Here is a 24,380-nt window from a genome sequence, read left to right as displayed (position 1 = left end):
CCCCACCCCCGCGCCCCCCCCCCATCTCCACCCCGGCCCCCCCCATTTTTCCCCCCCCCCCCCCCCCCCCGGGGGGGGGGGGGGGGGCCCCCCCCCCCCCCCCCCCCCCCCCCCCCCCCTCTCCATGTCCGCGCGACGGTGACGACCGCCCGGGGCGGAGTCGGTGCGCCGCCCGCCTCACGTCCGTACGGCGCCGAAGCGGATGTCGTACGAGGCCGCCGGGTGCAGGGTCCGCAGCATCCGCTCCCCCTCGGCGGCGACCTCCTCCCGCGCGACGCGGGCGAGCCGGCCGAAGGGCTCGATCACCAGGGCGTCCTCGTCCAGGCGCCACAGCCCGGCGAGGAAGCCGTCGACGAGCAGGGTGCGGTGGGCGACGTTGCCCTGCCAGGAGCGGCCCCGGTGCTCGGGCGGGACGACCCGGGTGCGGTCGGCGTGCGAGAGCAGCAGGTTGTCGAATTCGGGCAGGAAGCGCGGCGGGGCGGGGGTGTCCGGGTCGGGGCGGGGGGCGTCCGGGAGGTCGAACAGCTCGGTGCCGCCGTCGTCCCGGAAGGTGACGAGCCGGGGGCGCAGCCGCTCGAACGCCGCACGCAGCCGGGTCAGCCCCGCCCAGGTCTGCATGTCCTTCACGGACGCCGGGCCGAAGGCGGCCAGGTAGCGCAGGACGACCTCGTCCGGCGCGGGGGCCGGTTCCGCGGCGCGGCCCAGCCAGTGCTCGGCGGTGGTCAGCCGGACCTGGCCGCTGCGCTCCCACAGTCCGCGCGGGGTCACCTGCACCAGCGGGAGCCGGCACCGGGCGGCGACGCCCAGGGCCTGGGGGTCGGCGTCGGGCCAGTGCTGCCGCAGGGCCTCGCGCAGCTCGCCCATGGTGCGGGGTTCGTCCTCGACGAGGTCGCGGGCCAGGGCGGTGAGCCGGTCCAGGTCGACGCCGGCCAGGCCCTTGCGGAAGGTGACCAGTTCGCGGTCGCGGGCGGGCTGCACCAGTGGGCGCAGTACGAGGCAGTCGTCCGCCGTGTGGGTGTGGATGGTGGAGCGCATGGTGACGATCCGGACGACCGCCCGGTCGGCCATCAGCCGGGACAGCGCCTCGGGCGTGAAGGCGTCCAGACGGGCGGCGAGCGCGTAGTAGGGCGGCTTGACGTTCTGCGCCTGGAGGCCGACCAGGTGCTCGACGGCGTCGGCGGCGGACATCCGCGACGGGCGCAGCAGGAGCTGGCGGTCGAGGGTGGCCCGGTTGAGGGCGCGCGTGCCCAGGACGGGTGCCGTGGCGCTCCGCTTGGTGTTCGTCATGGGGGCACGGTAGCGAGGGTCGCGGACAGGTTCTGTCCGCGACGACCGTCCGCGACGACGAAGGGGCCCGCGGCGCGAGCGGCCCGTATTCTGCTCGTGTCCCGCCCCGTGGTCCCCCTGATCCCCGCGTACGCACCCTCGACCGAGAGGCAGCCGCGATGCCCGAGCCACGCGCCGGCTCCGCCGGGAACGACCGGCCTGCCGGGTCCGGGCGGGCCGCCGGTTCCGCCCGGCCGGCGGGCCGAGGCGCGCGCAAGTCGGTGTGGCGCCGCGCCGGGCCGCCGGCGCAGCCACCCGCCGACGCCGGCGGCCCGGCGGAGGCGCAGCGGCCCGCCGAGCCGGCCAGTGTGGTCGAGGCGGCCCTCTACCGGGACGGAGTCCGCGTCTCCTCCCCCGCGACCCTGGCGGAGACGTTCCGCGCCCTGCGCGAGCAGCCGGCCGGCATGGCGTGGATCGGGCTTGCCCGCCCCACGGACGGCGAACTGCACGCTTTGGCAGCGGAGTTCGACCTGCACCCGCTCGCCGTCGAGGACGCGATCAAGGCGCATCAGCGGCCGAAGCTGGAGCGTTACGGCGAGACGCTGTTCGTGGTGCTGCGGGCCGCGCTCTACCTCGACGCGCCGGAGGAGGTCGACTTCGGCGAACTGCACGTGTTCGTCGGCCCGGACTTCGTGATCACGGTCCGCCACGGCGCTGCACCGGACCTGTCGGCGGTGCGCCGCCGCATGGAGGCGACGCCCGAACTGCTGCGGCTGGGGCCCGAGGCGGTGCTGTACGCCATCCTCGACGCGGTCGTCGACGGCTACGCCCCGGTGGTGGCGGGCGTGCAGAACGACATCGACGAGATCGAGACCGAGGTGTTCCGCGGCCACCCCGAGGTCTCCCGGCGCATCTACGAACTCTCCCGTGAGATGGTCGAGTTCCAGCGCGCCACCCGCCCCCTGGGCGGCATGCTGCGGGCGCTGACGGCGGGATTCGCCAAGTACGGGACCGACGAGGAACTGCAGCGCTACCTGCGGGACGTGGCCGACCACGTCACGCACACCAGCGAGCGCGTCGACACCTTCCGCCAGGCCCTCACCGAGATCCTCACGGTGAACGCCACGCTCGTCACGCAGCAGCAGAACGCCGAGATGCGCGCACTGGCGGAGGCCGGCTTCGAGCAGAACAAGGAGATCAAGAAGATCTCGTCGTGGGCGGCGATCCTGTTCGCTCCGACCCTCGTCGGCACGGTCTACGGCATGAACTTCGACCACATGCCGGAGCTGGGCTGGAGCTTCGGGTACCCCTTCGCGCTCGCCGCGATGGGCCTGGTCTGCGTCGGCCTTTACGTGGTCTTCAAGCGCCGCGACTGGCTCTGAGGGACGCCGTTCGGGTGCCCCGCCGGCCGCCCGGCGGGCGGGCCGTCCCGCTCGGTGCGAGCGTGGAGGGGACACCGCGGCGGACGGGCACGCCGGGGACGGACGGGACGGAGCGCGGCATGGCTCGGGCCATCTGGACAGGCGTGATCACCTTCGGCCTGGTCACGGTGCCGGTCGGGCTGTTCACCGCGACCGAGGACCACACCGTCCACTTCCACCAGCTCCAGCGCGGCACCGGGGACCGCATCCGCAACCGGCGTGTCAACGAGCGCACCGGCGAGGAGGTCGCCACCTCCGACATCGTCAAGGGCTACGAGGTGGGCGAGGGCGAGTACGTGATCGTCGAGCCGGACGAGCTGGACGAGATCGCTCCGGGCCGGTCCAAGACCATCGAGATCTCCGACTTCGTCGACCTGGACCGGATCGAGCCGGTGTACTTCGCCCGCACCTACTACGTCGCCCCGCGGGGCGAGGAGTACCTCAAGGTCTACGAGCTGCTGCGGGCGGCGCTGGAGAAGACCGGCAAGGCGGGCGTGGCCACGTTCGTCATGCGCAACAAGCAGTATCTGACGGCGCTGCGGGCCGAGGACAAGCTCCTGGTGCTGCAGACCCTGCACTGGGCCGACGAGGTCCGCGACCCGGGCACCGAACTGCCCGACGTGCCCTCCCGCCGGGCCGGGCGCGGCAAGGAGCTGGACATGGCGCTGCGGCTGGTGGACGCCCTCAGTGGCCCGTGGGAGCCGCACCGGTACCACGACACGTACCAGGAGAAGGTCCGCGAGCTGGTGAAGGCGAAGGCCGAGGGCCAGGAGGTCGCCGTGGCCGAGGGGCCGCCGGAGGCCACCGGCGTCGTCGACCTGATGGCGGTGCTGGAGAGCAGCCTCGCCCAGGCCGGTGCCTCGGGCGGCGGCAAGCGCGGCGGGTCCCGGCGGTCCGGATCCGCCGGGAAGGACTCCCGCCGGACCGCGTCCAAGACCTCGCGGCCGGAGCGGGCGCGCGCGCCGAAGGCCCGTGAGCGGGGGGCGAGCCGCAGCGAGCTGCGGCAGTTGACCAAGGCCGAGCTGTACGAGCGGGCCGGCGAACAGGGCATCGAGGGCCGGTCGAAGATGACCCGCGACCAGCTCGTCGACGCCCTGGCCCGACCGGGCCGCCGTCGCGCCGGAAGCGCGGCCTGACACCGGGTGGCAACACGTACGGCGGGTACCCGGCAGGCCCCGGTGGAGGGAGACACCCGTGGGCGCCGCTCAGTCGCCCGTCGTCTTGCTCACCAGCGCGCCGTACGCCAGTTGCAGCGTGTCGGCCCCGGCCAGTGCGGTGAGCGTGCCCATGGCCGTGCGGGTGGCCCGGGGCCAGAGCAGCTGACCGGCCGTGAGCGCCGAGGCGATCCAGACGCTCATGCAGAAGGGGCAGGTCGCCAGCTCGCCGACCGTGTGCCGGCCGTCGGGCTGCGCCTCCTCCTCCAGTTCGGCCGGCCCCTGCGGTCCCACGTACCGGGTGAAGGGGGCCCGCAGGGGGCTGGTCACCGAGGCCTTGCTCAGCAGGCGGCTGAGGCGGAACGTGGCGACCGCGGTCAGGGCGACGTCCCACGGCTCGGGGCGCGCCGGGACGGGGCGTCCGCGCAGCCGGACGGCGGTCGCCCAGGCCGTGGTGAACACCGTGAATCCCGCCATGGCGGCGGTGTAGCCGCCCAGCGGCCGGTCGTGGCCTCCGGAGTAGCCCCGGTGGGTGCGGCGGAGCAGCCCGCGCAGCTTCTGTGCCGGGCGGCTCTCCGCCACGGGCGTCACATTCATGTTCATTACCTGTCCGAGCTGCGCTTTCCTTGTCCGGTGAGGGCACGGTCCGGTGCGGTGTGCCGGCCGCCGTTCTGGTGGCGCAGGCGCACCTCGACCCGGTTGCCGGTGATCCGGGTCTCGAAGGAGGGCTGGGGGGCGGTGGCCGGGCCGCGTACGTTCCAGCCGTCGGAGAGGCGGAAGACGCTGCCGTGCCAGGGGCAGCGCACGCAGCCGTCTTCGACGGTGCCCTCGGCGAGGGGCCCGGCCAGGTGGCTGCACCGTTCGGCCAGGGCGTGGATCTGCCCGCCGGTCTCGCGCACGACCAGCACCGGCACGTCGTCGACCGTGCGCCGCACGGGTTCGCCGGCGGGGAACTCCTCGACGGCGCCGACCGGGTGCCAGCCCTCGGAGACGACGTGCGGGACCTCCTCGGCGTGATTGGCGCCGGAGGCCTGCCGGTAGGCCATGTGGCCGCCCAGCATGCCGCCGACGCCGACCGCCGTCAGTCCCAGGAACCCGTAGGTCCGGCCGGCCGTCTCCCGGCCCTTGGCGCGGCAGGCGAGGGAGGTCGCGTACAGCCCGACGGCCGCGATGTTGGACAGGGCGTGCACCAGGCCGACGCGCTGCTGCTGGCGGTGCAGTTCCGCCCAGTCGGCCCAGCCGGCCAGGGCGGCCGGGGCGGCGGCCCCGAGCCCGACGCCGATCAGCAGCCGGGCCTCGCGGGAACGGCCCGGACGCAGGTCCAGGACCGCTGCCGAGAGCCAGCTGCCGATCGGCACCTGGACCATCAGCGGGTGCACGGGGTGCCCCAGCCACCGGCCGTGCAGCAGGTCGCGGCCGCGCCCCAGCGGCAGGGCCCGTACGCCCTTGCGGAGTGTGTCGATCACCGCGTCGGCCCCGGACTCGCGCTCGAGGCGGTCCAGCAGCCACAGCATCCGGTTCTGCCGCAGCAGGCGGCGTCGCTTGGTGGTCATGCCCGGCCGGGTCCCCACCGGCCGGGACGGCAAACGGGGCTGCGGGCGGTCGCGCGGAGGCGGCCGCCGTCCAGGTCACGCCCTCCGGGTTCCGGTGGCCGGACCGCGGGTGAGCAGGGCCCCCAGGGCGATCATGCCGATGCCGAGGAAGAAGTGCAGCCAGTCGTCGGCCGTGTTCAGCGGGACGAAGTTGGCGGCGCTGTCGTGGCCGATGATCAGGCCGTACAGCCACAGCACGAGGTAGATGGCGCCGCCGGCCAGCAGGTAGGTGCGGGCGGCCGAGGCGGTACGGGACATGGCCAGGCCGGCCACGCCGAACGCGAGGTGGACCAGGTTGTGCAGGATGGAGATCTGGAAGACCCCGAGCAGTTCGGCACCGGAGTCGTGCGAGGCGAACTCCATCGAGTCGTACCCGGTGGTGATCCCCGGTATGAAGCCCAGGATGCCGACCAGCAGGAACACTGCTCCCACCAGCAGTGCCGCCGTCTGGACGGGGGTGCGGGCACCGGTCGTCGGCTGCGTTCGTGAGCTCATGGCGGTTGCCTTCCGGCGTGAGGGGCGCGTCACGTCGAGCGCCCGGTGCGCCGCGGGTACCCCCGGTGCACAAGGCAACCTCCCGGATTCCGGGGGCGTTTCCGGGTGCGTTTCCGGGTGCGGCCGGAGGGCACTCGCGGCGCCATGGATGGAAGTCGTCGCCCTGTGCTCGCCGACAGCTCGCTCGCCCTGCTGGCGAAGGGGTACACGTGGCTGCCCGACCGCAGGCGCCGCACGGACGCCCCGCTGGTGCGCACCCGCCTCATGGGCCGGCACGCCGTGGCCCTGCACGGCCCGCAGGCGGTGCGCTTCTTCTACGACGAGCGGCACGTCGAGCGCGGTACGGCCCTGCCCGGCCCGGTGCTGAGCACACTGTTCGGGCACGGGGCCGTGCACACGCTGGACGGCCCGACGCACCGCGGCCGCAAGGGCATGTTCCTCTCCCTGCTCACCGGGCCGCAGGCGGTCGCCGGGGTGGTGGACGCCGTCACCGCGGACTGGGACGAGACGGTGCGCTCCTGGCCCGGCCGCCGGATCGTGCTGTTCGACGAGGCGAGCCGCGTGCTCACCCGGGGCGTGTGCCGCTGGGCCGGGATCCCGCTCGAGGACTGTGACGCGGTCGGGGCGGACCTGGTGTCCCTGGTCGACGGTTTCGCCACGGCGGGTCCGCGCCACTGGCGTGCCCGCCGGGCCCGGGCCCGTCTGGAGGGCCGGCTGGGCGCCCTGGTCGGGAGCGTGCGGGCCGGTGGGGCGGTCGCCGCGGACGGGTCCGTGCTGGACGTGGTGGCCCGGCACCGGGACGCCGACGGGCGGCTCCTCGACCCGCGCACCGCCGCGGTCGAACTGCTCAACGTCATCCGCCCCACCGTCGCGGTGTGCTGGTTCGTCGCCTACGCGGGCCACGCGCTGCGCCGCCCGGACGTCCGCGAGGAGCTGCGCGGCGGCGACCCGGCCTACGCCGTGGCCTTCGCCCACGAGCTGCGGCGCTTCTACCCCTTCGCTCCGTTCGTGGGCGGCCGGGCCGTCACCGACCTGGACTGGCACGGCGAGCAGATCCCGCGGGGCGCGATGGTCCTGCTCGACCTGTACGGGCAGAACCACGACCCCGAACTCTGGGACGAACCCCTCGCGTTCGCGCCGCGGCGCTTCCTCGGGCACCCGCCCGCCCGGGACGAACTGGTCCCCCAGGGCGGCGGCGATCCCGCCACGGGCCACCGCTGCCCCGGCGAGGACATCACGATCGCCCTGCTGGCCGCCCTCGCCCCGCGGCTCGCCGGGCTGGAGTACGAGGTGCCCGAGCAGGACCTGAGGATCCCGCTGAACCGTCTGCCGGCCCGCATCCGCAGCGGCTTCGTCATGGACTCCGTCCGCGTCCCGGTACCCGCCGGGCAGGCGGCGCCGATGCCCACGGCCTGAGAACCGGCGAGAAGGCGCGCCAGAACCGGCGAGAAGACCGGCCAGCACCGGCGAGAAGGCCCGCCCCCGACCCCGAGGGCGGGCCTGACCTTTCCCGGCGGGCCGCACCGCCTCCCGCCGGGCTTCGCCCGTCGGGGGCGGGACAGTCGCCGTGCACCGCCCCCTCCCGAGGGCTGGGACGTGCAGGGCGCCGTGGCCGGCGGGGGGCCTCCCCGTCGTGGTCCACATGACCCGTGTCGATCTGCCGGGCCGCCGGTCTGCGGGGCCATGGCAAGCTCCGCGAGCGCTCGGGTCGTCCGGGCCGCGGCACCGGCTTCCCTCCCGCCCCGGCCGGCCCTCCGGCGGCCCGGCGAGGGCGGCGAGAGCGGGGTCACAATCAGAGCGAGGGGAAGGTCACAGGCGTCCCCTCTGCTGCACGTTCGTGTCCGTGACCTAGCATCCGAGCATGACGGTCCTGCCTGACGACGGGCTTGAGCTGGCCGGCGAGTTCCCTGACGTGCCCCATGAGCAGTGGCAGCGCCTAGTGGCGGGTGTGCTGCGCAAGTCGGGCAAGGACGTCGGGGGCGCCGAGGCCGAGGAAGCCCTGTCCACCGCGCTGGAGGACGGGTTGCGCACCCGTCCCCTGTACACCGCCCGCGACGCCGCCCCCGAACCGGGGCTGCCCGGGTTCGCCCCCTTCGTTCGGGGTGGCCGCGCCGAGGGCAACACGGTCGGCGGCTGGGACGTACGGCAGCGGCACACGGCGGCCGACCGCGACGCGCTGCTCGCCGACCTGGAGAACGGCGTCACCTCGCTGTGGCTGACCGTCGGCGACGGCGGCGTCCCGGTGTCCTCCCTGGGCTCGGTCCTCGACGGGGTCTACCTCGACCTGGCCGGGGTGGTGCTCGACGCCGGGCGGGACGCGGAGCCGGCCGCGCGGGAGTTGTTCCGGCTGTACGAGGAGCGGGGCGTCGCGCCGGAGGCCGCCCGCGGCAACCTGGGCGCGGACCCGCTCGGGTTCGAGGCCCGTACCGGTGAGCGGCAGGACTTCTCGGCGGCGGCCGAGCTGGCGCGGCGGTGCGCCGGAGCGTACCCGCAGCTGCGGGCGCTGACCGTGGACGCGCTGCCGTACCACGAGGCCGGCGGGTCGGCCGCGCAGGAGCTGGGCGCCTCGCTGGCCACGGCGGTGGCGTACCTGCGAGCCCTGACCGAGGCCGGACTCGACGTCGAACAGGCCTGTGCGCAACTGGAGTTCCGGTACGCGGCGACCGCCGACCAGTTCCTGACGATCGCCAAGCTGCGGGCCGCGCGCCGGCTGTGGGCGCGGGTCGCCCAGGTCTGCGGCGCCCCGGCCGCCGGGGCGCAGCGCCAGCACGCCGTCACGTCGCCGGTGATGATGACGCGCCGCGACCCCTGGGTGAACATGCTGCGCACCACCATCGCCACCCTGGCGGCCGGAGCCGGCGGGGCCGACGCGGTCACCGTGCTGCCCTTCGACGACGCACTCGGCCTGCCGGACGCGTTCGCCCGGCGCATCGCCCGCAACACCTCCACCATCCTGATCGAGGAGTCGCACCTGGCCCGGGTGATCGACCCGGCGGGCGGTTCCTGGTACGTGGAGCGGCTCACGGACGAACTCGCCCACGCGGGCTGGGAGTTCTTCCAGCGGATCGAGGGCCTCGGCGGCATGGCGGCCGCCCTGCGGTCCGGTGACGTCGAGCGGGACCTCGCCGAGACCTGGCGGGAGCGCACCGGACGGCTGGCCAAGCGGCGCGAACCGGTCACCGGCGTCAGCGAGTTCCCCTTCCTGGCGGAGAAGCCGGTGGTGCGCGAGCCCGCGCCCGGGCGGCCGTCGGGCGGGCTGCCGCGGGTGCGCCGCGACGAGGCCTTCGAGGCGCTGCGCGCCCGTTCGGACGCGCACCTGGCCGCGACCGGCTCCCGGCCGCGGATCTTCCTCGCCGCGCTCGGCCCGGCCGCCGCCCACACCGCGCGCCTCACCTTCGCCTCCAACCTGTTCCAGGCGGGCGGCATCGAGCCGGTCGCCGAGGGCGACTTCGCGGCCAGCGGCGCGAGTGAGGCCGTGCTGTGCTCCAGCGACGCCCTGTACGAGGAGCAGGCGGCGGCCCGGGCCGCGGAGCTCAAGGAGGCGGGCGCCGCGCACGTGTTCCTCGCCGGGCGGCCCGGGGAGTATCCCGGTGTCGACGGTTACGTCTTCGCGGGCTGCGACGCCGTGGCCGTCCTCTCCACGACCCTCGACCGTATGGGAGTTGCCCGATGACCGCCCCCCGTGGCATCCCCGACTTCTCCGGGATCGAGCTGGGCACCCCGGCCGCCGACGGCACGCCCGACGAGTGGCGCGCCGCGGTCAAGGACGCCTCCGGCGGGGACGACCTGCTGTGGGAGACGCCGGAGGGCATCGCGGTCAAGCCGCTGTACACCGGCCGTGACCTGGAGGGCCTGGACTTCCTGGACACGTACCCGGGCGCGGCGCCGTACCTGCGCGGCCCGTACCCGACGATGTACGTCAACCAGCCCTGGACGATCCGCCAGTACGCGGGTTTCTCCACGGCCGAGGAGTCCAACGCCTTCTACCGGCGCAACCTCGCGGCCGGGCAGAAGGGCCTGTCGGTCGCCTTCGACCTGCCCACGCACCGCGGTTACGACAGCGACCACCCGCGGGTGACGGGCGACGTCGGCATGGCGGGCGTGGCCATCGACTCGATTCTCGACATGCGGCAGCTGTTCGACGGGATCCCGCTGGACAGGATGACCGTGTCGATGACGATGAACGGCGCGGTGCTGCCCGTGCTGGCGCTGTACATCGTGGCGGCGGAGGAGCAGGGCGTACCGCCCGAGAAGCTGGCCGGGACCATTCAGAACGACATTCTGAAGGAGTTCATGGTCCGCAACACCTACATCTATCCGCCGAAGCCGTCGATGCGGATCATCTCCGACATCTTCGCGTACACCTCGCAGCGGATGCCGCGCTACAACTCCATCTCCATCTCCGGCTACCACATCCAGGAGGCGGGTGCGACGGCCGACCTGGAGCTGGCGTACACCCTCGCCGACGGTGTGGAGTACATCCGGGCGGGCCGTGAAGCGGGCCTGGACGTGGACGCGTTCGCGCCCCGGCTGTCGTTCTTCTGGGCGATCGGCATGAACTTCTTCATGGAGGTCGCCAAGCTGCGGGCGGCGCGCCTGCTGTGGGCGAAGCTGGTCAGGCAGTTCGATCCGCAGAACGCCAAGTCCCTGTCGCTGCGCACCCATTCGCAGACCTCCGGCTGGTCGCTGACCGCGCAGGACGTGTTCAACAACGTCACGCGCACCTGCGTCGAGGCGATGGCGGCCACCCAGGGGCACACGCAGTCGCTGCACACCAACGCCCTGGACGAGGCGCTCGCCCTGCCGACCGACTTCTCGGCGCGCATCGCCCGCAACACGCAGCTGCTGCTCCAGCAGGAGTCGGGCACGACGCGCGTGATCGACCCGTGGGGCGGCAGCGCGTACGTGGAGAAGCTCACGTACGACCTGGCGCGGCGGGCCTGGCAGCACATCCAGGAGGTGGAGGCCGCGGGCGGCATGGCCAAGGCCATCGACGCGGGCATCCCGAAGCTGCGCATCGAGGAAGCGGCGGCCCGCACCCAGGCCCGCATCGACTCGGGCCGGCAGCCGGTCATCGGCGTCAACAAGTACCGCGTGGAGACCGACGAGCAGATCGACGTGCTCAAGGTCGACAACTCCTCGGTGCGCGCCCAGCAGATCGAGAAGCTGCGGCGGCTGCGCGCCGACCGCGACGAGCGAGCCTGCCGGGACGCGCTGGACGCGCTGACCCGGGCCGCCGCGGGCGAGGGCAACCTGCTGGAGCTGGCCGTGCACGCGGCCCGCGCCAAGGCCACGGTCGGGGAGATCTCCGACGCCCTGGAGAAGGTGTACGGGCGGCACGCGAGTCAGATCCGTACGATCACCGGCGTGTACCGCAACGAGACGGGAGAGTCCCCGAGCGTGGACCGCACCCGCACCCTGGTGTCCGCCTTCGAGGAGGCCGAGGGCCGCCGCCCGCGCATTCTGGTCGCCAAGATGGGCCAGGACGGCCACGACCGCGGCCAGAAGGTGATCGCCACCGCCTTCGCCGACCTCGGTTTCGACGTGGACGTCGGCCCGCTGTTCCAGACGCCCGCCGAGGTGGCCCGGCAGGCCGTCGAGGCGGACGTGCACATCGTCGGCGTCTCGTCGCTGGCGGCCGGTCACCTCACCCTCGTCCCGGCGCTGCGCGAGGCGCTGGCCGAGGAGGGGCGCGAGGACATCATGGTCGTGGTCGGCGGGGTCATCCCGCCGCAGGACGTCCCGACGCTGCTGGAGATGGGAGCGGCGGCCGTCTTCCCGCCCGGGACGGTGATCCCGGACGCGGCGTACGACCTGGTGCGGCGGCTGTCGGACGGTCTCGGGCACGAGCTGTGATCGATGTCGACGCGTATGTGAAGGGCGTGCTCGACGGGAAGCGGGCGGTCGTCGCGCGCGCCATCACGCTCGTCGAGTCCACCCGCCCCCAGCACCGGGCGCTGGCCCAGGAGTTGCTGACCGCGCTGCTGCCGCACAGCGGCCGGGCCCGGCGGATCGGCGTCAGCGGGGTGCCGGGCGTCGGCAAGTCGACGTTCATCGACGCGTTCGGCACGCTGCTGACCTCGCTCGGGCACCGGGTGGCGGTGCTGGCCGTCGACCCGTCCTCCAGCCGTACGGGCGGCTCCATCCTGGGTGACAAGACCCGGATGGAGCGTCTGGCCGTGGACCCGGCGGCGTTCGTGCGCCCCTCCCCCACGGCCGGCACGCTGGGCGGCGTCGCCAAGGCCACCCGCGAGTCGATCGTGGTGATGGAGGCGGCCGGCTACGACGTGGTCCTGGTGGAGACGGTCGGCGTCGGCCAGTCGGAGACGGCCGTGGCGAACATGGTCGACACCTTCCTGCTGCTCACCCTCGCCCGCACCGGCGACCAGCTCCAGGGCATCAAGAAGGGCGTGCTGGAGCTGGCCGACGTGATCGCCGTGAACAAGGCGGACGGGCCGCACGAGCGCGACGCCCGGGCCGCCGCCCGGGAACTGGCGGGCGCGCTCAGGCTGATGCACGGCAAGGACGCGTTCTGGACGCCGCCGGTGCTGCACTGCAGCGCCCGGGAGTCGACGGGCCTGGACACGGTGTGGGAGCGCCTGGAGCAGCACCGCACACTGCTGGACTCCACCGGCCGCCTCACCGCCAAGCGCCGCGACCAGCAGGTCGACTGGACCTGGAGCATGGTCCGCGACGAACTCCTCGGCCGTCTCCAGGCCGATCCCGCGGTACGGGCGCTGGCGCCCGTGCTGGAGGAGCGGGTCCGGCAGGGCGAACTGACCCCGACCCTGGCCGCCGAACGGATCCTCGGCGCGCTCGGCGGCGGTACCGAGGCCGCGGGAACCTGAGCCGGAAGCAACCGGAACGAGCAACCGGAACGGGGAATGCGCACGCCCGGCTTGCATGACTATGCAAAGTGATACATACTCTTTCTATGTCCAAGGTCCTCACCTCCCTGCCCGCCGGCGAACGCGTCGGCATCGCCTTCTCGGGCGGTCTCGACACCTCCGTCGCGGTCGCGTGGATGCGCGACAAGGGCGCCGTCCCCTGCACCTACACCGCCGACATCGGCCAGTACGACGAGCCCGACATCGCCTCGGTGCCCGGCCGTGCCCAGACCTACGGTGCCGAGATCGCGCGCCTGGTCGACTGCCGTGCGGCGCTGGTCGAGGAGGGCCTGGCCGCGCTGACCTGCGGCGCGTTCCACATCCGCTCGGGCGGGCGGGCGTACTTCAACACCACCCCGCTCGGCCGGGCCGTCACCGGCACGCTGCTGGTGCGGGCGATGCTGGAGGACGACGTCCAGATCTGGGGCGACGGCTCGACCTTCAAGGGCAACGACATCGAGCGGTTCTACCGCTACGGCCTCCTCGCCAACCCGCACCTGCGCATCTACAAGCCCTGGCTGGACGCGGCGTTCGTGACCGAGCTCGGCGGCCGCAAGGAGATGTCGGAGTGGCTGCTCGCCCACGGCCTCCCCTACCGCGACAGCACCGAGAAGGCGTACTCCACCGACGCCAACATCTGGGGCGCCACGCACGAGGCCAAGACGCTGGAGCACCTGGACACCGGCGTCGAGACGGTCGAGCCCATCATGGGCGTGAAGTTCTGGGACCCGACGGTCGAGATCGCCACCGAGGACGTGACGATCGGCTTCGACCAGGGCCGCCCGGTGTCGATCAACGGCAAGGAGTTCCCCTCCGCCGTCGACCTGGTGATGGAGGCCAACGCCATTGGCGGCCGGCACGGGCTCGGCATGTCCGACCAGATCGAGAACCGGATCATCGAGGCCAAGAGCCGCGGCATCTACGAGGCCCCGGGCATGGCCCTGCTGCACGCCGCCTACGAGCGCCTCGTCAACGCGATCCACAACGAGGACACCCTCGCCCAGTACCACACCGAGGGCCGGCGGCTCGGCCGGCTGATGTACGAGGGCCGCTGGCTGGACCCGCAGGCCCTGATGATCCGCGAGTCGCTCCAGCGCTGGGTCGGCGCGGCCGTCACCGGCGAGGTGACGCTGCGGCTGCGGCGCGGCGAGGACTACTCGATCCTCGACACGACGGGCCCGGCGTTCAGCTACCACCCGGACAAGCTGTCCATGGAGCGCACCGAGGACTCGGCCTTCGGCCCGGTGGACCGGATCGGCCAGCTCACCATGCGCAACCTGGACATCGCCGACTCGCGCGCCAAGCTGGAGCAGTACGCCGGCATCGGCCTGATCGGCACCGGCAGCCCCACCATCGGCGCCTCCCAGGCCGCCGCGACCGGGCTGATCGGCACCATGCCGGAGCTGCCGCAGGGCGGCGCCGAGGCCATCGCCTCCCGCGGCGAGGTCTCGGAGGAGGACGCCTGGCTGGACCGCGCGGCGATGGAGTCCGGCACGGACTGACCGCATGAATGCGAGGGCCGGCTCGACGGTGTCGAGCCGGCCCTCGCGCGTGGGTGTGTGTCGGCTCAGCCCGACGTGCCGGCCATCTCGCGGACCGGGCTGTCCAGGGCGTCCAGCCCGCGCAGGATGTCCTCGACGCGCTGCTTGGCGTCGCCGAAGAGCATCTGGGTGTTCTCGCGGAAGAACAGCGGGTTCTGCACGCCCGCGTAGCCGGCGGCCATGGACCGCTTGAAGACGACCACGTTCGCCGCCTCCCACACGTGCAGCACCGGCATGCCCGCGATGGGACTCGACGGGTTGTCGGTGGCGGCCGGGTTGACCGTGTCGTTGGCGCCGATGACCAGGACGACCGAGGTGGCGGCGAAGTCGTCGTTGATCTCGTCCATCTCCAGGACGATGTCGTAGGGCACGTTGGCCTCGGCGAGCAGCACGTTCATGTGCCCGGGCAGCCGGCCGGCGACCGGGTGGATGCCGAAGCGGACCTCGACGCCCCGCTCGCGCAGCTTGCGCGCCAGTTCGGCGACCGGGTACTGCGCCTGGGCGACGGCCATGCCGTAGCCCGGGGTGATGATCACCGAGGAGGCGTCGCGCAGGAGTTCCGCGGTCTCCTCGGCGCTGATCTCCCGGTGCTCGCCCTGCTCGCCCTCCTCGGCCGCCGCGGCCGGGGTGCCGAAGCCGCCGGCGATCACCGAGATGAAGGACCGGTTCATCGCCTTGCACATGATGTACGACAGGTAGGCACCGGAGGAGCCCACCAGCGCGCCGGTGACGATGAGCAGGTTGTTGGCGAGCAGGAAGCCCGAGGCGGCCGCCGCCCAGCCCGAGTAGCTGTTCAGCATGGACACCACCACCGGCATGTCACCGCCGCCGATGGACGCGACCAGGTGCGCGCCGAGCGCCAGGGCGACCACGGTGACCGCGATGAGCAGGCCCATGTTCGGCCGGGCCACGAACGCGATGGTCAGCCCCACGAAGGCGACCAGCGCGCCGATGTTCAGCACGTGCTTGCCCGGCAGCGTCAGCGGACGGGAGGCGATGCGCGCGGAGAGCTTCAGGTAGGCCACCACGGAACCCGTGAAGGTGACGGCGCCGATGAACACCCCGATGAACACCTCGGCGTGGTGGATGCCCAGCAGCGAGCCGGACAGTTCGGCGTCGACGTCGAGGTAGCCGTTCCAGCCGACCAGCGTGGCGGCGAGACCGACGAGGCTGTGCATGATGGCGATCAGCTCGGGCATGCCGGTCATCTCGACGACCCGGGCCCGCCACAGGCCGAGGCCGGCACCGGCCGCCGTGGCGACGGCGATCAGCACCAGTCCGGTGGCGGTGATGCTGCGCGAGGCGAGACCGACGGTCGCGGCGAGCGCGACGACCATGCCCGCGATGCCCCAGACGACTCCGGAACGCGAGGTCCGGTGCTGGGAGAGTCCGGCGAGGCTGAGGATGAACAGCAGCGCCGCGACGACGTAGGCGGCCTGGGCGGCCGTGTCTGTGGTCATCCCTGATCAGCCCTTCGAGAACATGCCGAGCATGCGGCGGGTCACGGCGAATCCGCCGAAGATGTTGATGCTCGCCAGCAGGATCGCGGCGAACGACAGCACGGTGACGGCGGTGTCCCCCTGCCCGATCTGCAGCAGCGCGCCGACCACGACGATGCCGGAGATGGCGTTGGTGACCGACATCAACGGGGTGTGCAGCGCGTGGTGCACGTTGCCGATGACGTAGAAGCCGATGACGATCGCCAGGACGAACACCGTGAAGTGGCCGAGGAGTTCACTCGGGGAGAAGGCCGTCACGAGGAACAGCGCGAGCGCGCCGGCGGCGACGAGGGCGTAGGAGGCCCACGCGGGCCGGGCGGACTTGGCCGCCGCCTCTTGGGCCGGCGCGGCGGCGTCCTTCGCGGCGGCGGGGGCCGGGGCGGCGGACACCTGCACCGGGGGCGGCGGCCAGGTCTTCTCGCCGTCGCGGACCACGGTCATCGAACGCTGCACCACGTCGTCGAAGTCGAGGACGAGGCGGCCGTCCTTGCCCGGCGTGAGCAGCTTCATCAGGTTGACGAGGTTGGTGCCGTACAGCTGCGAGGCCTGGGCCGGGAGCCGGCCGGGCAGATCGGTGTAGCCGATGATCGTCACGTCGTTGTCGGTGACGACGGCCTTGCCCGCGACCGTGCCCTCGACGTTGCCGCCCTGGGCGGCGGCCATGTCGACGATGACGCTGCCGGGCTTCATGCGCGCGACGTCCTCGGCGGTGATCAGCCGCGGCGCCGGGCGGCCCGGGATGAGGGCGGTGGTGACGATGATGTCGACGTCGGCGGCCTGCTCGGCGTACAGCTGCGCGGCGAGCCGGTCGTAGTCCTCCGACGTGGCCTTGGCGTAGCCGTCGGTGCTCACCTCCTGCTCGGTGGAGACGGCGAGGAACTCCCCGCCCAGCGAGCGGACCTGCTCGGCGACCTCGGGCCGGGGGTCGGTGGCGCGGACCACCGCGCCGAGGCTGCGGGCGGCGCCGATCGCCGCGAGGCCGGCCACACCGGCGCCGGCCACCAGGACCTTGGCGGGCGGCACCTTGCCGGCGGCGGTCACCTGGCCGGTGAAGAACCGGCCGAAGGCGTGCGCGGCCTCGACCACGGCCCGGTAGCCCGCGATGTTCGCCATCGAGCTGAGGACGTCCAGCGACTGGGCGCGCGAGATGCGCGGCACGGCGTCCATGGCGAGCACGGTGACGGGCCGCCGGGCCAGCTCCTCGACCAGCTCGGGGTTGAGCGCGGGGCTGATCAGCGCGACCAGGGTCGCCCCGTCGCGCAGCCGGCCGATCTCCTCGGGGGAGGGGCCGTTGACCTTGAGCACGATCTCCGCCTGCCACGGGTCGCCCAGGCGGGCCCCCGCCTCCTCGTAGGCCGTGTCGGAGAAGCGGGACGCGGCTCCCGCTCCCGGTTCGACCACCACGTCGTACCCGAGCGCGACGAGTCTGCCCACGGTGGCCGGTGTGGCCGCCACCCTGGTCTCGCCCGCAGTGGATTCGGCCGGAATGCCGATCCTCTGGGGTTCAGCTTCCGCTGGAACCATCGTCTGCCTCTCCTCGTCTTTGTGCCTGTCCTCCTTGGTGCCCGCATCCTGCACGGTCGACGCGGTATCCGTGGCGGACCACGGTCACATGGCCGGGGAGGTCGTCCTCACACGACCGAGGTATTGCCGTGAGGTCCGTTCGGCGGTATTGCCGTTACGCAAGAGGCGGCAGATGCCCCGTGATGCGGCATGTTTCCGCCGCGCGCAGACTGGCCGTGTGAGCAATGTGCGCCCGGGGCGCGGGACCGCGTCCCCCTCCCGAACCGTGTCACAGCAGTCGCTGGCGCTGGCGGCGATGATGTTCGCCGTCGCCATGACCTTCATCGACCAGACCATCGTGTCGATCGCGGCTCCGGACATCGTCCGGGAACTGGGTCTGTCGTCCTCGGGGATGCAGTGGGTGGTCAACGCCTATCTGCTGTCCCTCGCGGCGTTCTTCGCGCTCGGCGGGCGGCTCGCGGACCTGTACGGCCCGCGCCGGGTCGTCGTCATCGGCACGCTGGTCTTCGTCGTCTCGTCGGTGCTGTGCGGCTGCGTCCCCGCGGGCGACGCCGCGCAGGCCTGGCTGATCGTCTTCCGGGCCACACAGGGGCTGGGGGCGGCGCTGCTGTTCCCCGCGGCCCTGGCCGTGGTGGTGGCCGTCTTCCCGGTCGAGCGGCGCGGCCGCGCCCTCGCCCTGTTCTTCGGAGTCACCGGTGCGCTGACCGCCATCGGGCCGCTCCTGGGCGGCTGGCTGACCAACTGGACCTGGCGGTCGGTGTTCTGGGTCAACGTCCCGGTGGCGATCGTGGCGCTGGTGCTGACGGCCCTGGCACACATCTCCGACCGGCGGCGCTCCGGCACGCTGGACGTGCCCGGTGCCGTCCTCATCGCCCTCGGCATGGGCCTGAGCGTGCTCGGCTTCCAGCAGGCGTTCTCCTGGGGCTGGGGCAGCTGGGCGACCTGGCTGTGCATCGTGGGCGGCCTCGCGGTGCTGGCCGGGTTCGTCCGCTACGAGCGCCGGGTGGAGCATCCGCTGATCGACCTGCGGGTCTTCCGGGACAAGGCGTTCAGCGTGGACGCGCTGGTGCTGTTCTTCGCGATGCTGGCGTTCGTCCCGCTGTTCTTCTTCGCGTCGGTGTACGCGCAGGTGTCGCTGAGCGCCTCGCCGAACCAGGCGGCGCTGTTCCTGCTGTACTTCTTCGTGGGCTTCGCGATCGCCTCCCAGTGGGGCGGCCGGATCCTCGACAAGAAGGGGGCGCGACCGGCGCTGAAACTGGGCGGTGTGGTGGGCGCCGTCGGGTTCGCGCTGTGGGCGGGCGAACTGACCAACCTGACCATGCACGACCAGTGGCTCTACGCGGCGCTGGCCGGGGCGGGAGTCGGCTTCATCCTGGCCCCGGCGTCGACGGACGCCGTGAACCGGGCCATCGGCACCTCCTACGGCGAGGTCACCGGCATCACCCAGACGGTGCGCAACTTCGCGGCCAGCGTGGGCATGGCGATCTACGGCACGATGCTGACGCACGTCACGACGGACAAGGTGACGGGCTCCCTGGAGTCGCGGGGCGTGCCCACCGGGACGGCCGAGAGCGTCGCGCGGGACGTCACCGAGTCGGTCACGGGCAACGGCGACGCCCGGCCGCCCACCGGCACCGGCCCGGCCGCCGAGGCGACCCGGGACGCGATGTCGGCGATCCGCATGGACTTCGCCGAGGCCAACCAGTGGGTCTTCTACGGCATGGCCGTCGCCCTGGGCATCGCCTTCCTGTGCGCCCTGCGCCACCCGGGCGGCAAGGTGGACGCGCAGGCCCCGATCGAGGAGCCGGTCGCGGGCCGCACCTGACCGCCACCCGGGCGGGTTCCGTCTCAGGACGAGAACAGCTCGTCGGTGCGCCGCTGGATCTGATCAGGCGTCAGGTCTTCGAGGGGCTGGGAGATCATCCACTGGTGCCCGAACGGGTCGGCCAGCCGTCCGCCGCGCTGTCCGTAGTGCTGGTCGGCCACGGGGTGCACGACGCTCGCCCCGGCGCGCAGCATGGCGTCGGCGACGGCGTCGGCGTCGGACACGTCGAGGGCCATGATCACCGGGGTGCCGCCGAGAGTGGGGGGCGCCTGGTCGCCGTCGGCGGCGTCCTTGACGGCGATGACCGCGTCGCCGAGCCGCAGCATGGCGTGGACGATCCGGCCCCCGGGGCCGGTGTACCGCTCGATCTCCTCGGCGCCCAGCGCGGTGCGGTAGAAGTCGACGGCCCGGGGCCCGTCGGAGACCACGAGCCGGGCGTGGAGCCGGGTGAGGGCGGGCTTGCCGCCGGCGTTCGTCATGGCCCCACGATGACGGGTGGGCGGTGGCCGTGGATTGTAGAAAACAGCCGTCCCGGCGCGCCTCACCCGGGAAGCGGTACGTGGTTGCCCTCCCGCGGCGAGCGCGGGGCGTACGCGCCCGGGGTGATGCCGGCGTGCGCGCGGAACTCGTGGATCAGATGGGCCTGGTCGTGGTAGCCGCAGTCCGCGGCGAGCGCCGCCCAGTCCGGCGGCGCTTGCCCGGCGTTCACCCGTCGCAGCAGCCGCTGGAAGCGCCGGACCCGCGCGTAGCGCTTGGGCGGGACGCCCAGTTCGCCGGTGCAGCGCCGGGCCAGGCGCCGCGGTGTCCAGCCGAGCCGGTCGGCGACCTCGGCCACGGGCGCGCCCCGGTCGAGCAGCAGCGCGGCGCGGCTGATCGCCGGGTCGGGCGTCAGAGGGCCCCGGGACCGCTCCAGCAGGACCGTCTCCAGCGTGCGCAGTGCGGCATGGGGACCGCCGGCGGCCATGGCCTCCAGCAGCCGCTCGCGCAGCACCGCGCCGTCGGCGCCCCACAGGTCGCCGAGCCCGGCCAGTTCGTCGCGCACCTCACCGACGGGGACGGGCAGGAAGGGGCGCAGCCCGGCGGGACGGAACGCCACCCAGACGACGGCGCTCTGCTGCGCCGGGTCGATCACGGCCGGACCGGTGAACGGCCCGAGCACGGCGGCGCCCCCGGTGCTGCGCCGGGCGCCGCGGGGCGGCGCGGTGGTGAGGGTGTCCCGGTCGAGGTTCACCAGCAGTTGCGCCCCGCCCGTCGGCAGGGCCAGTTCGGCGGCGTGCGTGCACCGGGTCGCGGCGTACCCCATCGCCCCGATCAGCGGAGCCAGGGCGGGCGCCGACGGCCGGACCGTGAGGGGAAGCGGCGGCTGCGGCGAGGGGCGCATGGGTCCAGCGTACGACGGCGTACCTTTTGCCCCGATTGCTCCGGTGCCGGGCGGGGCACTCAGGGCGTGTGCAGACACACGAGGACATACGACCGCGCAGGGTCCTGCTGACCGGGTGGTTCAGTTTCCCCGACGGGGAGGCGACCGCCGGGGACGTCCTGGCCCTGCGGCGGGTGGAGGACGTCCTGCGGGGCACGGGCATCCCCCACGACATCGCCTGGAGCCCGGGGTTCCGGCCGGAGGCCCTGCATCTGGACCGGCTGCGGCCCGCCGACTACACGCACCTGGTGTTCGTCTGCGGTCCGCTGCACGGGCCGCAGGTGGAGGAGCTGCACCGGCGCTTCGCGCACTGTGTGCGGATCGCGGTGGGCACCTCGGTCATCGACCCGGACAGCGTCGCGGTGACCGGCTTCCACCGGGTGCTCCCCCGGGACGCACCGGACCGGGAGCCCGTGGAGGACCTGGCGGCCCGCGCCCCGCAGGTGCCGGCGCGGCCGGTGGTCGGCGTGATCCTCACCCACGGCCGGCACGAGTACGGGGCGCAGCGGCGGCACGGCCAGGTCGCCGAGGAGGTGACGCGCTGGCTGGCCGCGAAGGACTGCGCCCGGCTCGAGCTGGAGACGCGGCTCGACACGCACGACTGGCACCTGAGCGCGACACCCGCCCAACTGCAGTCCGTCCTGGCCCGGCTGGACCTGGTCGTCACCGACCGGCTGCACGGGCTGGTCATCGCGCTGCGGGTCGGCACACCGGTGCTGGCCGTGGACCCGGTGCGGGGCGGCGCCAGACTCAGCGCGCAGGCCCGGGCCTGCGGCTGGCCCGCGCTGGTGCCCGCCGAAGGGCTGCGCGTACGGCAGTTGGACCGCTGGTGGGACTGGTGCCTGACCGGCGGGCGGGTGGCCGCGCGGCAGATCCGGGACGGGTTCCGGGAGGGCGCCGCGCCGGACAGCGCGGACCGGCTCGTCGAGGCACTGGCCCGGCCCGTGCCCGGTTAGTCCCCGGGACTCCGGGGGCACCCGCTGTACGTCCCCGCCTGCACGTCCCGCGGCACGTTCCCCGGGAGGCGACGGTCCGGCCGTCCGGAAGGAGAAAGCGCGTGTCCATCGGCCGACTTCCCGAGAACGAGCAGCGCATCCTCGACGAGATGGAACGCGTGCTGCGCCGCGACCGCCGCCTGAACCGCCGGATGCGCACCGGCCGGCTCAACCGCCGCCCCGACCCGACCCGGATCGTGGCCCGCGTCGGCGCCTACCGTCCCCGCGGGTGGACCGTGCTGCTGCTGCTCGCGGTGTCGGTCACGCTCATGGTGGCCGGCATCGTCACCGGTGAGCCGGGCGTGATCTGGGCCTTCGCCGCCCTGTGGCCGCTGACGCTGTTCGCCGCCTTCCGGCTCATGTGCCGCTGGTGCGGCGGCTGAACGACCCCGCACCTTCCGGCGCCGGGGCCCGTACCGGCCCGGTGCGGGTTCAGCCCGTGCGGCGGCGCGCCTCGGAGACGCGCTGAGCGGGCTCCAGCAGGCGCAGCCGGGACGCGACCTCGTGGGGTGGGACCCGGCGCTCGCGCAGCACCCAGGACAGGGCGAAGGCGCGCAGCGAGGCCGCGTCCCGCGCCACCGTACGGGCCGGGCTCACGGTCCGGCGCAGGGCGGTGCCGACCGGGCGGCACAGCCGGGTGAACGGGCGAGGGCGCCGTGGTCGAGCGGCAGGGCCGGCTGGTGCACCTCGGGGAAGTCCTGCGCGAGCAGGTGGCCGAGGGGCTCGGCGAGCGCGGCGGAGCGGTCGCGCGCGGCGATGACGGTGCCCACCCGGCAGGCGTCCGGGTCCCGGCCGTTCATGGGTGCCGGGTTCCCTTCCGCCCGGACCGGATTCCGGGCAGTTCGCCGGCGGCCCGCAGCACCTTCTCAGGCGTGATGCGCAGCAGGGCGGGGTCGGGGCGGCGGCCGTGCGGGTCGCCCTCCGGGCCGTACCAGAGCGCCCGGTGGCGGGGGTCGGGCGGCGGGCCCCAGCGGCTGGGCGCCACGGGCCCGAACAGGGTGACGGACGGCGTGCCGTGGGCGACCGCGAGGTGCGCTATGCCGGTGTCGCCGCTGATGACGCAGGACGCGCCGGCGACCAGGGCGGACAGCCGGCCGAAGGGCAGCCCGCCGCCGAAGACGTCCGTGTCGGCGAGGTCCGCCTGCTTGGCGAGCCGCGCCACCAGGTCGCCCTCGTCGGCGCCCCCCGTGACGACGACCCGCAGGCCCCTGGCGCGCAGCCCGGCCGCGACGGCCGCGTAGCGCTCGACGGGCCAGCAGCGGGCGGGCGATCCGGCGCCGGGGTGCAGGACGGCCGCGCCGGGCGCCGGGGAGGGGGTGTGCGGCGGGGGCAGACGCAGGTCGCCCGGGTCGGCGTCGACGCCGTACCACCGCAGCAGCCGGCACCAGCGGTCGCGTTCGTGTTCCTCGGCGTACCAGGGCGGTCCGGCGATGTCCGGCGTGTCCGGGTGGGCGAAGGCGAGCAGCTTCGCGGGGTGCAGGTGCGTCAGCAGCCGGTGGCTGAGCGGTCCGTTGCCGTGCAGGTCGACGGCGATGTCCGGGGGCGGGCCGCTCCAGTCGAGCGATGCGGGCACCTCCCGCCCCGGCGCGGACGCGGGCAGCAGCCGGTCCACGGCTCCCGTCGCCCGCGCGAGCGGTGCCAGCCCGGCGGGGGCCGCGAGCACCAGTTCGTGGTGCGGGTGGGCCCGGCGCAGGGCCCGCAGGGCGGGGACCCCGGCGAGGAGGTCGCCGAGGCCCAGGGCGCGCAGGACGAGAAGACGGGGCGGCGTCGGCTCGGCTGCCGGGTCCGGTGTCATGCCAGCAGCCTGCCGTGCGCCCCGGCGGTACGCCTGCGCAGGCGGCCATCGGGTACCCGGGACCGCTATACATATCGTGTATACACCACATGTATAGTCCCGGCATGCCTTCTCCGACCAAGAAGATTCCGACCGGCAAGACGACGAACACGGGGGCGGGGTTCCGGACGTTCGGGGCGCTCGCGGTGACCGTGGCCCTGACCGCCGCCCTGAGCGGCTGCTCCGGGTCCGACGCCACGGCTCCCAGCACCGTCCGCGCACGCGGAGCCGCGGGCACCCAGGCGGCCCGCATCGGCGTCGCGGACTGCCGCGAGGTCAAGTGCATCGCCCTGACCTTCGACGCCGGGCCGAGCGAGCACTCGGCCCGCCTGCTGGACATCCTGAAGGAGAAGCAGGTCCCCGCGACCTTCTTCCTCCTCGGCGAGCGGCACATCGCGAAGTACCCGGAGCTGGTGCGGCGCATGGCCGACGAGGGCCACGAGGTGGCCAGCCACACCTGGGACCACAAGATACTGACCGAGCTGAGCCCCGAGCGGATACGCGAGGAACTGCGCCGCCCCAACGAGGAGATAGAGCGCCTCACCGGACGGCGTCCGACCCTGATGCGCCCGCCGCAGGGCCGCACGAACGAGACCGTGCACGAGATCAGCCGCGAACTCGGCCTGTCCGAGGTGCTGTGGAGCGTGACGGCGAAGGACTACACGACGACCGACCCGGCCCTGATCACCCGTCGCGTCCTGGCCCAGTCGTCCCGGGACGGCATCATCCTGCTCCACGACATCTACGACGGCACGGTGCCGGCCGTGCCGGGGATCATCGACGCCCTGAAGGAACGGGGCTATGTGTTCGTGACGGTCCCCCACCTGCTGGCCCCGGGGAAGGCGGAGCCGGGCGAGGTGTACCGGTGACGGGCGGCCGGACCCGGCGGGCCGGTGGCTGAGCCGACCGGGTGACGGGGGCGCGACC

General features: G+C 73.7%; 22 protein-coding genes. 11 read left to right on the top strand and 11 right to left on the bottom strand.

The window, feature by feature from the left end:
• Positions 1-177: 177 nt before the first annotated feature.
• Positions 178-1,287: a winged helix DNA-binding domain-containing protein gene (locus ACZ4M5_RS00920; protein WP_467731678.1), complete on the bottom strand. Its 1,110-nt coding sequence runs from the start codon at positions 1,285-1,287 to the stop codon at positions 178-180.
• 158 nt (positions 1,288-1,445) lie between these two features.
• Here ACZ4M5_RS00920 and ACZ4M5_RS00915 point away from each other — a divergent pair, with 158 nt between their 5' ends.
• Together ACZ4M5_RS00915 and ku are read left to right on the top strand one after the other, a co-directional pair.
• On the top strand, positions 1,446-2,648 hold the full coding sequence (locus ACZ4M5_RS00915; protein ID WP_467731676.1) for a magnesium and cobalt transport protein CorA: 1,203 nt from the start codon (positions 1,446-1,448) through the stop codon (positions 2,646-2,648).
• Between the two features lie 119 nt (positions 2,649-2,767).
• Positions 2,768-3,823: a non-homologous end joining protein Ku gene (gene ku, locus ACZ4M5_RS00910; protein WP_467731674.1), complete on the top strand. Its 1,056-nt coding sequence runs from the start codon at positions 2,768-2,770 to the stop codon at positions 3,821-3,823.
• 69 nt (positions 3,824-3,892) lie between these two features.
• Here ku and ACZ4M5_RS00905 read toward each other — a convergent pair whose 3' ends face one another.
• From ACZ4M5_RS00905 to ACZ4M5_RS00895, 3 genes are all read right to left on the bottom strand, one after another.
• Positions 3,893-4,438, bottom strand: coding sequence for a DUF1360 domain-containing protein (locus ACZ4M5_RS00905; protein WP_467731672.1), 546 nt, complete (start codon positions 4,436-4,438; stop codon positions 3,893-3,895).
• Between the two features lie 5 nt (positions 4,439-4,443).
• Complete coding sequence (locus ACZ4M5_RS00900; protein ID WP_467731670.1) at positions 4,444-5,394, bottom strand: Rieske (2Fe-2S) protein; 951 nt, start codon at positions 5,392-5,394, stop codon at positions 4,444-4,446.
• Positions 5,395-5,469: 75 nt separating this feature from the next.
• Positions 5,470-5,928, bottom strand: coding sequence for a DUF4383 domain-containing protein (locus ACZ4M5_RS00895; RefSeq protein ID WP_467731668.1), 459 nt, complete (start codon positions 5,926-5,928; stop codon positions 5,470-5,472).
• Positions 5,929-6,072: 144 nt separating this feature from the next.
• On the opposite strand from ACZ4M5_RS00895, the gene ACZ4M5_RS00890 reads away from it, so the two are divergent.
• The 5 genes from ACZ4M5_RS00890 to argG all read left to right on the top strand — a co-directional run bounded on the left by ACZ4M5_RS00890 (position 6,073) and on the right by argG (position 14,317).
• Positions 6,073-7,344 (top strand): cytochrome P450, encoded by a 1,272-nt coding sequence (locus ACZ4M5_RS00890; RefSeq protein ID WP_467731666.1) that lies wholly within the window; start codon positions 6,073-6,075, stop codon positions 7,342-7,344.
• Positions 7,345-7,789: 445 nt separating this feature from the next.
• Entirely contained in the window at positions 7,790-9,601 is a 1,812-nt protein-coding gene (locus ACZ4M5_RS00885; RefSeq protein ID WP_467731664.1) for a methylmalonyl-CoA mutase family protein, read from the top strand.
• On the top strand, positions 9,598-11,784 hold the full coding sequence (gene scpA, locus ACZ4M5_RS00880; RefSeq protein WP_467731662.1) for a methylmalonyl-CoA mutase: 2,187 nt from the start codon (positions 9,598-9,600) through the stop codon (positions 11,782-11,784). Before ACZ4M5_RS00885 ends, scpA begins: the two co-directional genes overlap by 4 nt.
• Complete coding sequence (gene meaB / locus ACZ4M5_RS00875) at positions 11,781-12,776, top strand: methylmalonyl Co-A mutase-associated GTPase MeaB (RefSeq protein WP_467731660.1); 996 nt, start codon at positions 11,781-11,783, stop codon at positions 12,774-12,776. The genes scpA and meaB overlap by 4 nt, the downstream gene beginning before the upstream one ends.
• An 86-nt stretch (positions 12,777-12,862) precedes the next feature.
• Positions 12,863-14,317, top strand: coding sequence for an argininosuccinate synthase (gene argG, locus ACZ4M5_RS00870; RefSeq protein WP_467731658.1), 1,455 nt, complete (start codon positions 12,863-12,865; stop codon positions 14,315-14,317).
• 65 nt (positions 14,318-14,382) lie between these two features.
• Here the strand turns inward: argG and pntB are convergent, their stop codons facing one another.
• Together pntB and ACZ4M5_RS00860 are read right to left on the bottom strand one after the other, a co-directional pair.
• Positions 14,383-15,816, bottom strand: coding sequence for a Re/Si-specific NAD(P)(+) transhydrogenase subunit beta (gene pntB, locus ACZ4M5_RS00865; protein WP_467731657.1), 1,434 nt, complete (start codon positions 15,814-15,816; stop codon positions 14,383-14,385).
• Positions 15,817-15,822: 6 nt separating this feature from the next.
• Positions 15,823-17,379 carry a Re/Si-specific NAD(P)(+) transhydrogenase subunit alpha gene (locus ACZ4M5_RS00860; RefSeq protein WP_467731655.1) on the bottom strand — a complete coding sequence of 519 codons (1,557 nt, stop codon included), beginning with the start codon at positions 17,377-17,379 and terminating at the stop codon, positions 15,823-15,825.
• Positions 17,380-17,674: 295 nt separating this feature from the next.
• On the opposite strand from ACZ4M5_RS00860, the gene ACZ4M5_RS00855 reads away from it, so the two are divergent.
• A complete protein-coding gene (locus ACZ4M5_RS00855; protein ID WP_467732816.1) occupies positions 17,675-19,204 on the top strand; it encodes an MFS transporter in 1,530 nt (509 codons plus the stop codon).
• 23 nt (positions 19,205-19,227) lie between these two features.
• Here the strand turns inward: ACZ4M5_RS00855 and ACZ4M5_RS00850 are convergent, their stop codons facing one another.
• Both ACZ4M5_RS00850 and ACZ4M5_RS00845 read right to left on the bottom strand, forming a co-directional pair.
• Positions 19,228-19,683, bottom strand: coding sequence for a VOC family protein (locus ACZ4M5_RS00850; RefSeq protein WP_467731653.1), 456 nt, complete (start codon positions 19,681-19,683; stop codon positions 19,228-19,230).
• A 62-nt stretch (positions 19,684-19,745) separates the two neighbouring features.
• Positions 19,746-20,585 carry a helix-turn-helix domain-containing protein gene (locus ACZ4M5_RS00845; RefSeq protein ID WP_467731651.1) on the bottom strand — a complete coding sequence of 280 codons (840 nt, stop codon included), beginning with the start codon at positions 20,583-20,585 and terminating at the stop codon, positions 19,746-19,748.
• Positions 20,586-20,653: 68 nt separating this feature from the next.
• Between ACZ4M5_RS00845 and ACZ4M5_RS00840 the strand changes: the two genes are divergently transcribed.
• Entirely contained in the window at positions 20,654-21,580 is a 927-nt protein-coding gene (locus tag ACZ4M5_RS00840; protein WP_467731649.1) for a polysaccharide pyruvyl transferase family protein, read from the top strand.
• Positions 21,581-21,681: 101 nt separating this feature from the next.
• Positions 21,682-22,002, top strand: a complete 321-nt coding sequence (locus tag ACZ4M5_RS00835; protein ID WP_467731647.1) for a DUF3040 domain-containing protein — start codon at positions 21,682-21,684, stop codon at positions 22,000-22,002.
• Between the two features lie 49 nt (positions 22,003-22,051).
• Here ACZ4M5_RS00835 and ACZ4M5_RS00830 read toward each other — a convergent pair whose 3' ends face one another.
• The 3 genes from ACZ4M5_RS00830 to ACZ4M5_RS00820 are packed head-to-tail and all read right to left on the bottom strand — an operon-like array spanning position 22,052 to position 23,414.
• The gene (locus ACZ4M5_RS00830) at positions 22,052-22,216 is read right to left on the bottom strand and encodes a hypothetical protein (RefSeq protein WP_467731645.1); all 165 of its coding nucleotides are present in this window, start codon (positions 22,214-22,216) and stop codon (positions 22,052-22,054) included.
• Positions 22,213-22,419, bottom strand: a complete 207-nt coding sequence (locus ACZ4M5_RS00825; RefSeq protein WP_467731643.1) for a hypothetical protein — start codon at positions 22,417-22,419, stop codon at positions 22,213-22,215. The genes ACZ4M5_RS00830 and ACZ4M5_RS00825 overlap by 4 nt, the downstream gene beginning before the upstream one ends.
• Complete coding sequence (locus ACZ4M5_RS00820; protein WP_467731641.1) at positions 22,416-23,414, bottom strand: glycosyltransferase family 9 protein; 999 nt, start codon at positions 23,412-23,414, stop codon at positions 22,416-22,418. The genes ACZ4M5_RS00825 and ACZ4M5_RS00820 overlap by 4 nt, the downstream gene beginning before the upstream one ends.
• Positions 23,415-23,518: 104 nt before the next feature.
• Between ACZ4M5_RS00820 and ACZ4M5_RS00815 the strand changes: the two genes are divergently transcribed.
• Complete coding sequence (locus tag ACZ4M5_RS00815) at positions 23,519-24,322, top strand: polysaccharide deacetylase family protein (RefSeq protein ID WP_467731639.1); 804 nt, start codon at positions 23,519-23,521, stop codon at positions 24,320-24,322.
• Positions 24,323-24,380: the final 58 nt, after the last annotated feature.

Source organism: Streptomyces sp. NPDC026246, assembly GCF_055567995.1.
This window is presented reverse-complemented; position numbering and strand designations above follow the sequence as displayed.

Bases quoted from the DNA above. Each gene is read 5' to 3' on its own strand.
- ACZ4M5_RS00895 (WP_467731668.1), bottom strand. From the start codon at position 5,928: ATGAGCTCACGAACGCAGCCGACGACCGGTGCCCGCACCCCCGTCCAG.
- ku (WP_467731674.1), top strand. From the start codon at position 2,768: ATGGCTCGGGCCATCTGGACAGGCGTGATCACCTTCGGCCTGGTCACG.
- ACZ4M5_RS00820 (WP_467731641.1), bottom strand. From the start codon at position 23,414: ATGACACCGGACCCGGCAGCCGAGCCGACGCCGCCCCGTCTTCTCGTC.
- ACZ4M5_RS00860 (WP_467731655.1), bottom strand. From the start codon at position 17,379: ATGGTTCCAGCGGAAGCTGAACCCCAGAGGATCGGCATTCCGGCCGAA.
- ACZ4M5_RS00890 (WP_467731666.1), top strand. From the start codon at position 6,073: ATGGATGGAAGTCGTCGCCCTGTGCTCGCCGACAGCTCGCTCGCCCTG.
- ACZ4M5_RS00885 (WP_467731664.1), top strand. From the start codon at position 7,790: ATGACGGTCCTGCCTGACGACGGGCTTGAGCTGGCCGGCGAGTTCCCT.
- ACZ4M5_RS00915 (WP_467731676.1), top strand. From the start codon at position 1,446: ATGCCCGAGCCACGCGCCGGCTCCGCCGGGAACGACCGGCCTGCCGGG.
- ACZ4M5_RS00845 (WP_467731651.1), bottom strand. From the start codon at position 20,585: ATGCGCCCCTCGCCGCAGCCGCCGCTTCCCCTCACGGTCCGGCCGTCG.
- ACZ4M5_RS00815 (WP_467731639.1), top strand. From the start codon at position 23,519: ATGCCTTCTCCGACCAAGAAGATTCCGACCGGCAAGACGACGAACACG.
- ACZ4M5_RS00855 (WP_467732816.1), top strand. From the start codon at position 17,675: ATGATGTTCGCCGTCGCCATGACCTTCATCGACCAGACCATCGTGTCG.
- argG (WP_467731658.1), top strand. From the start codon at position 12,863: ATGTCCAAGGTCCTCACCTCCCTGCCCGCCGGCGAACGCGTCGGCATC.
- ACZ4M5_RS00850 (WP_467731653.1), bottom strand. From the start codon at position 19,683: ATGACGAACGCCGGCGGCAAGCCCGCCCTCACCCGGCTCCACGCCCGG.
- ACZ4M5_RS00825 (WP_467731643.1), bottom strand. From the start codon at position 22,419: ATGAACGGCCGGGACCCGGACGCCTGCCGGGTGGGCACCGTCATCGCC.
- ACZ4M5_RS00905 (WP_467731672.1), bottom strand. From the start codon at position 4,438: ATGAATGTGACGCCCGTGGCGGAGAGCCGCCCGGCACAGAAGCTGCGC.
- ACZ4M5_RS00900 (WP_467731670.1), bottom strand. From the start codon at position 5,394: ATGACCACCAAGCGACGCCGCCTGCTGCGGCAGAACCGGATGCTGTGG.
- scpA (WP_467731662.1), top strand. From the start codon at position 9,598: ATGACCGCCCCCCGTGGCATCCCCGACTTCTCCGGGATCGAGCTGGGC.
- ACZ4M5_RS00920 (WP_467731678.1), bottom strand. From the start codon at position 1,287: ATGACGAACACCAAGCGGAGCGCCACGGCACCCGTCCTGGGCACGCGC.
- pntB (WP_467731657.1), bottom strand. From the start codon at position 15,816: ATGACCACAGACACGGCCGCCCAGGCCGCCTACGTCGTCGCGGCGCTG.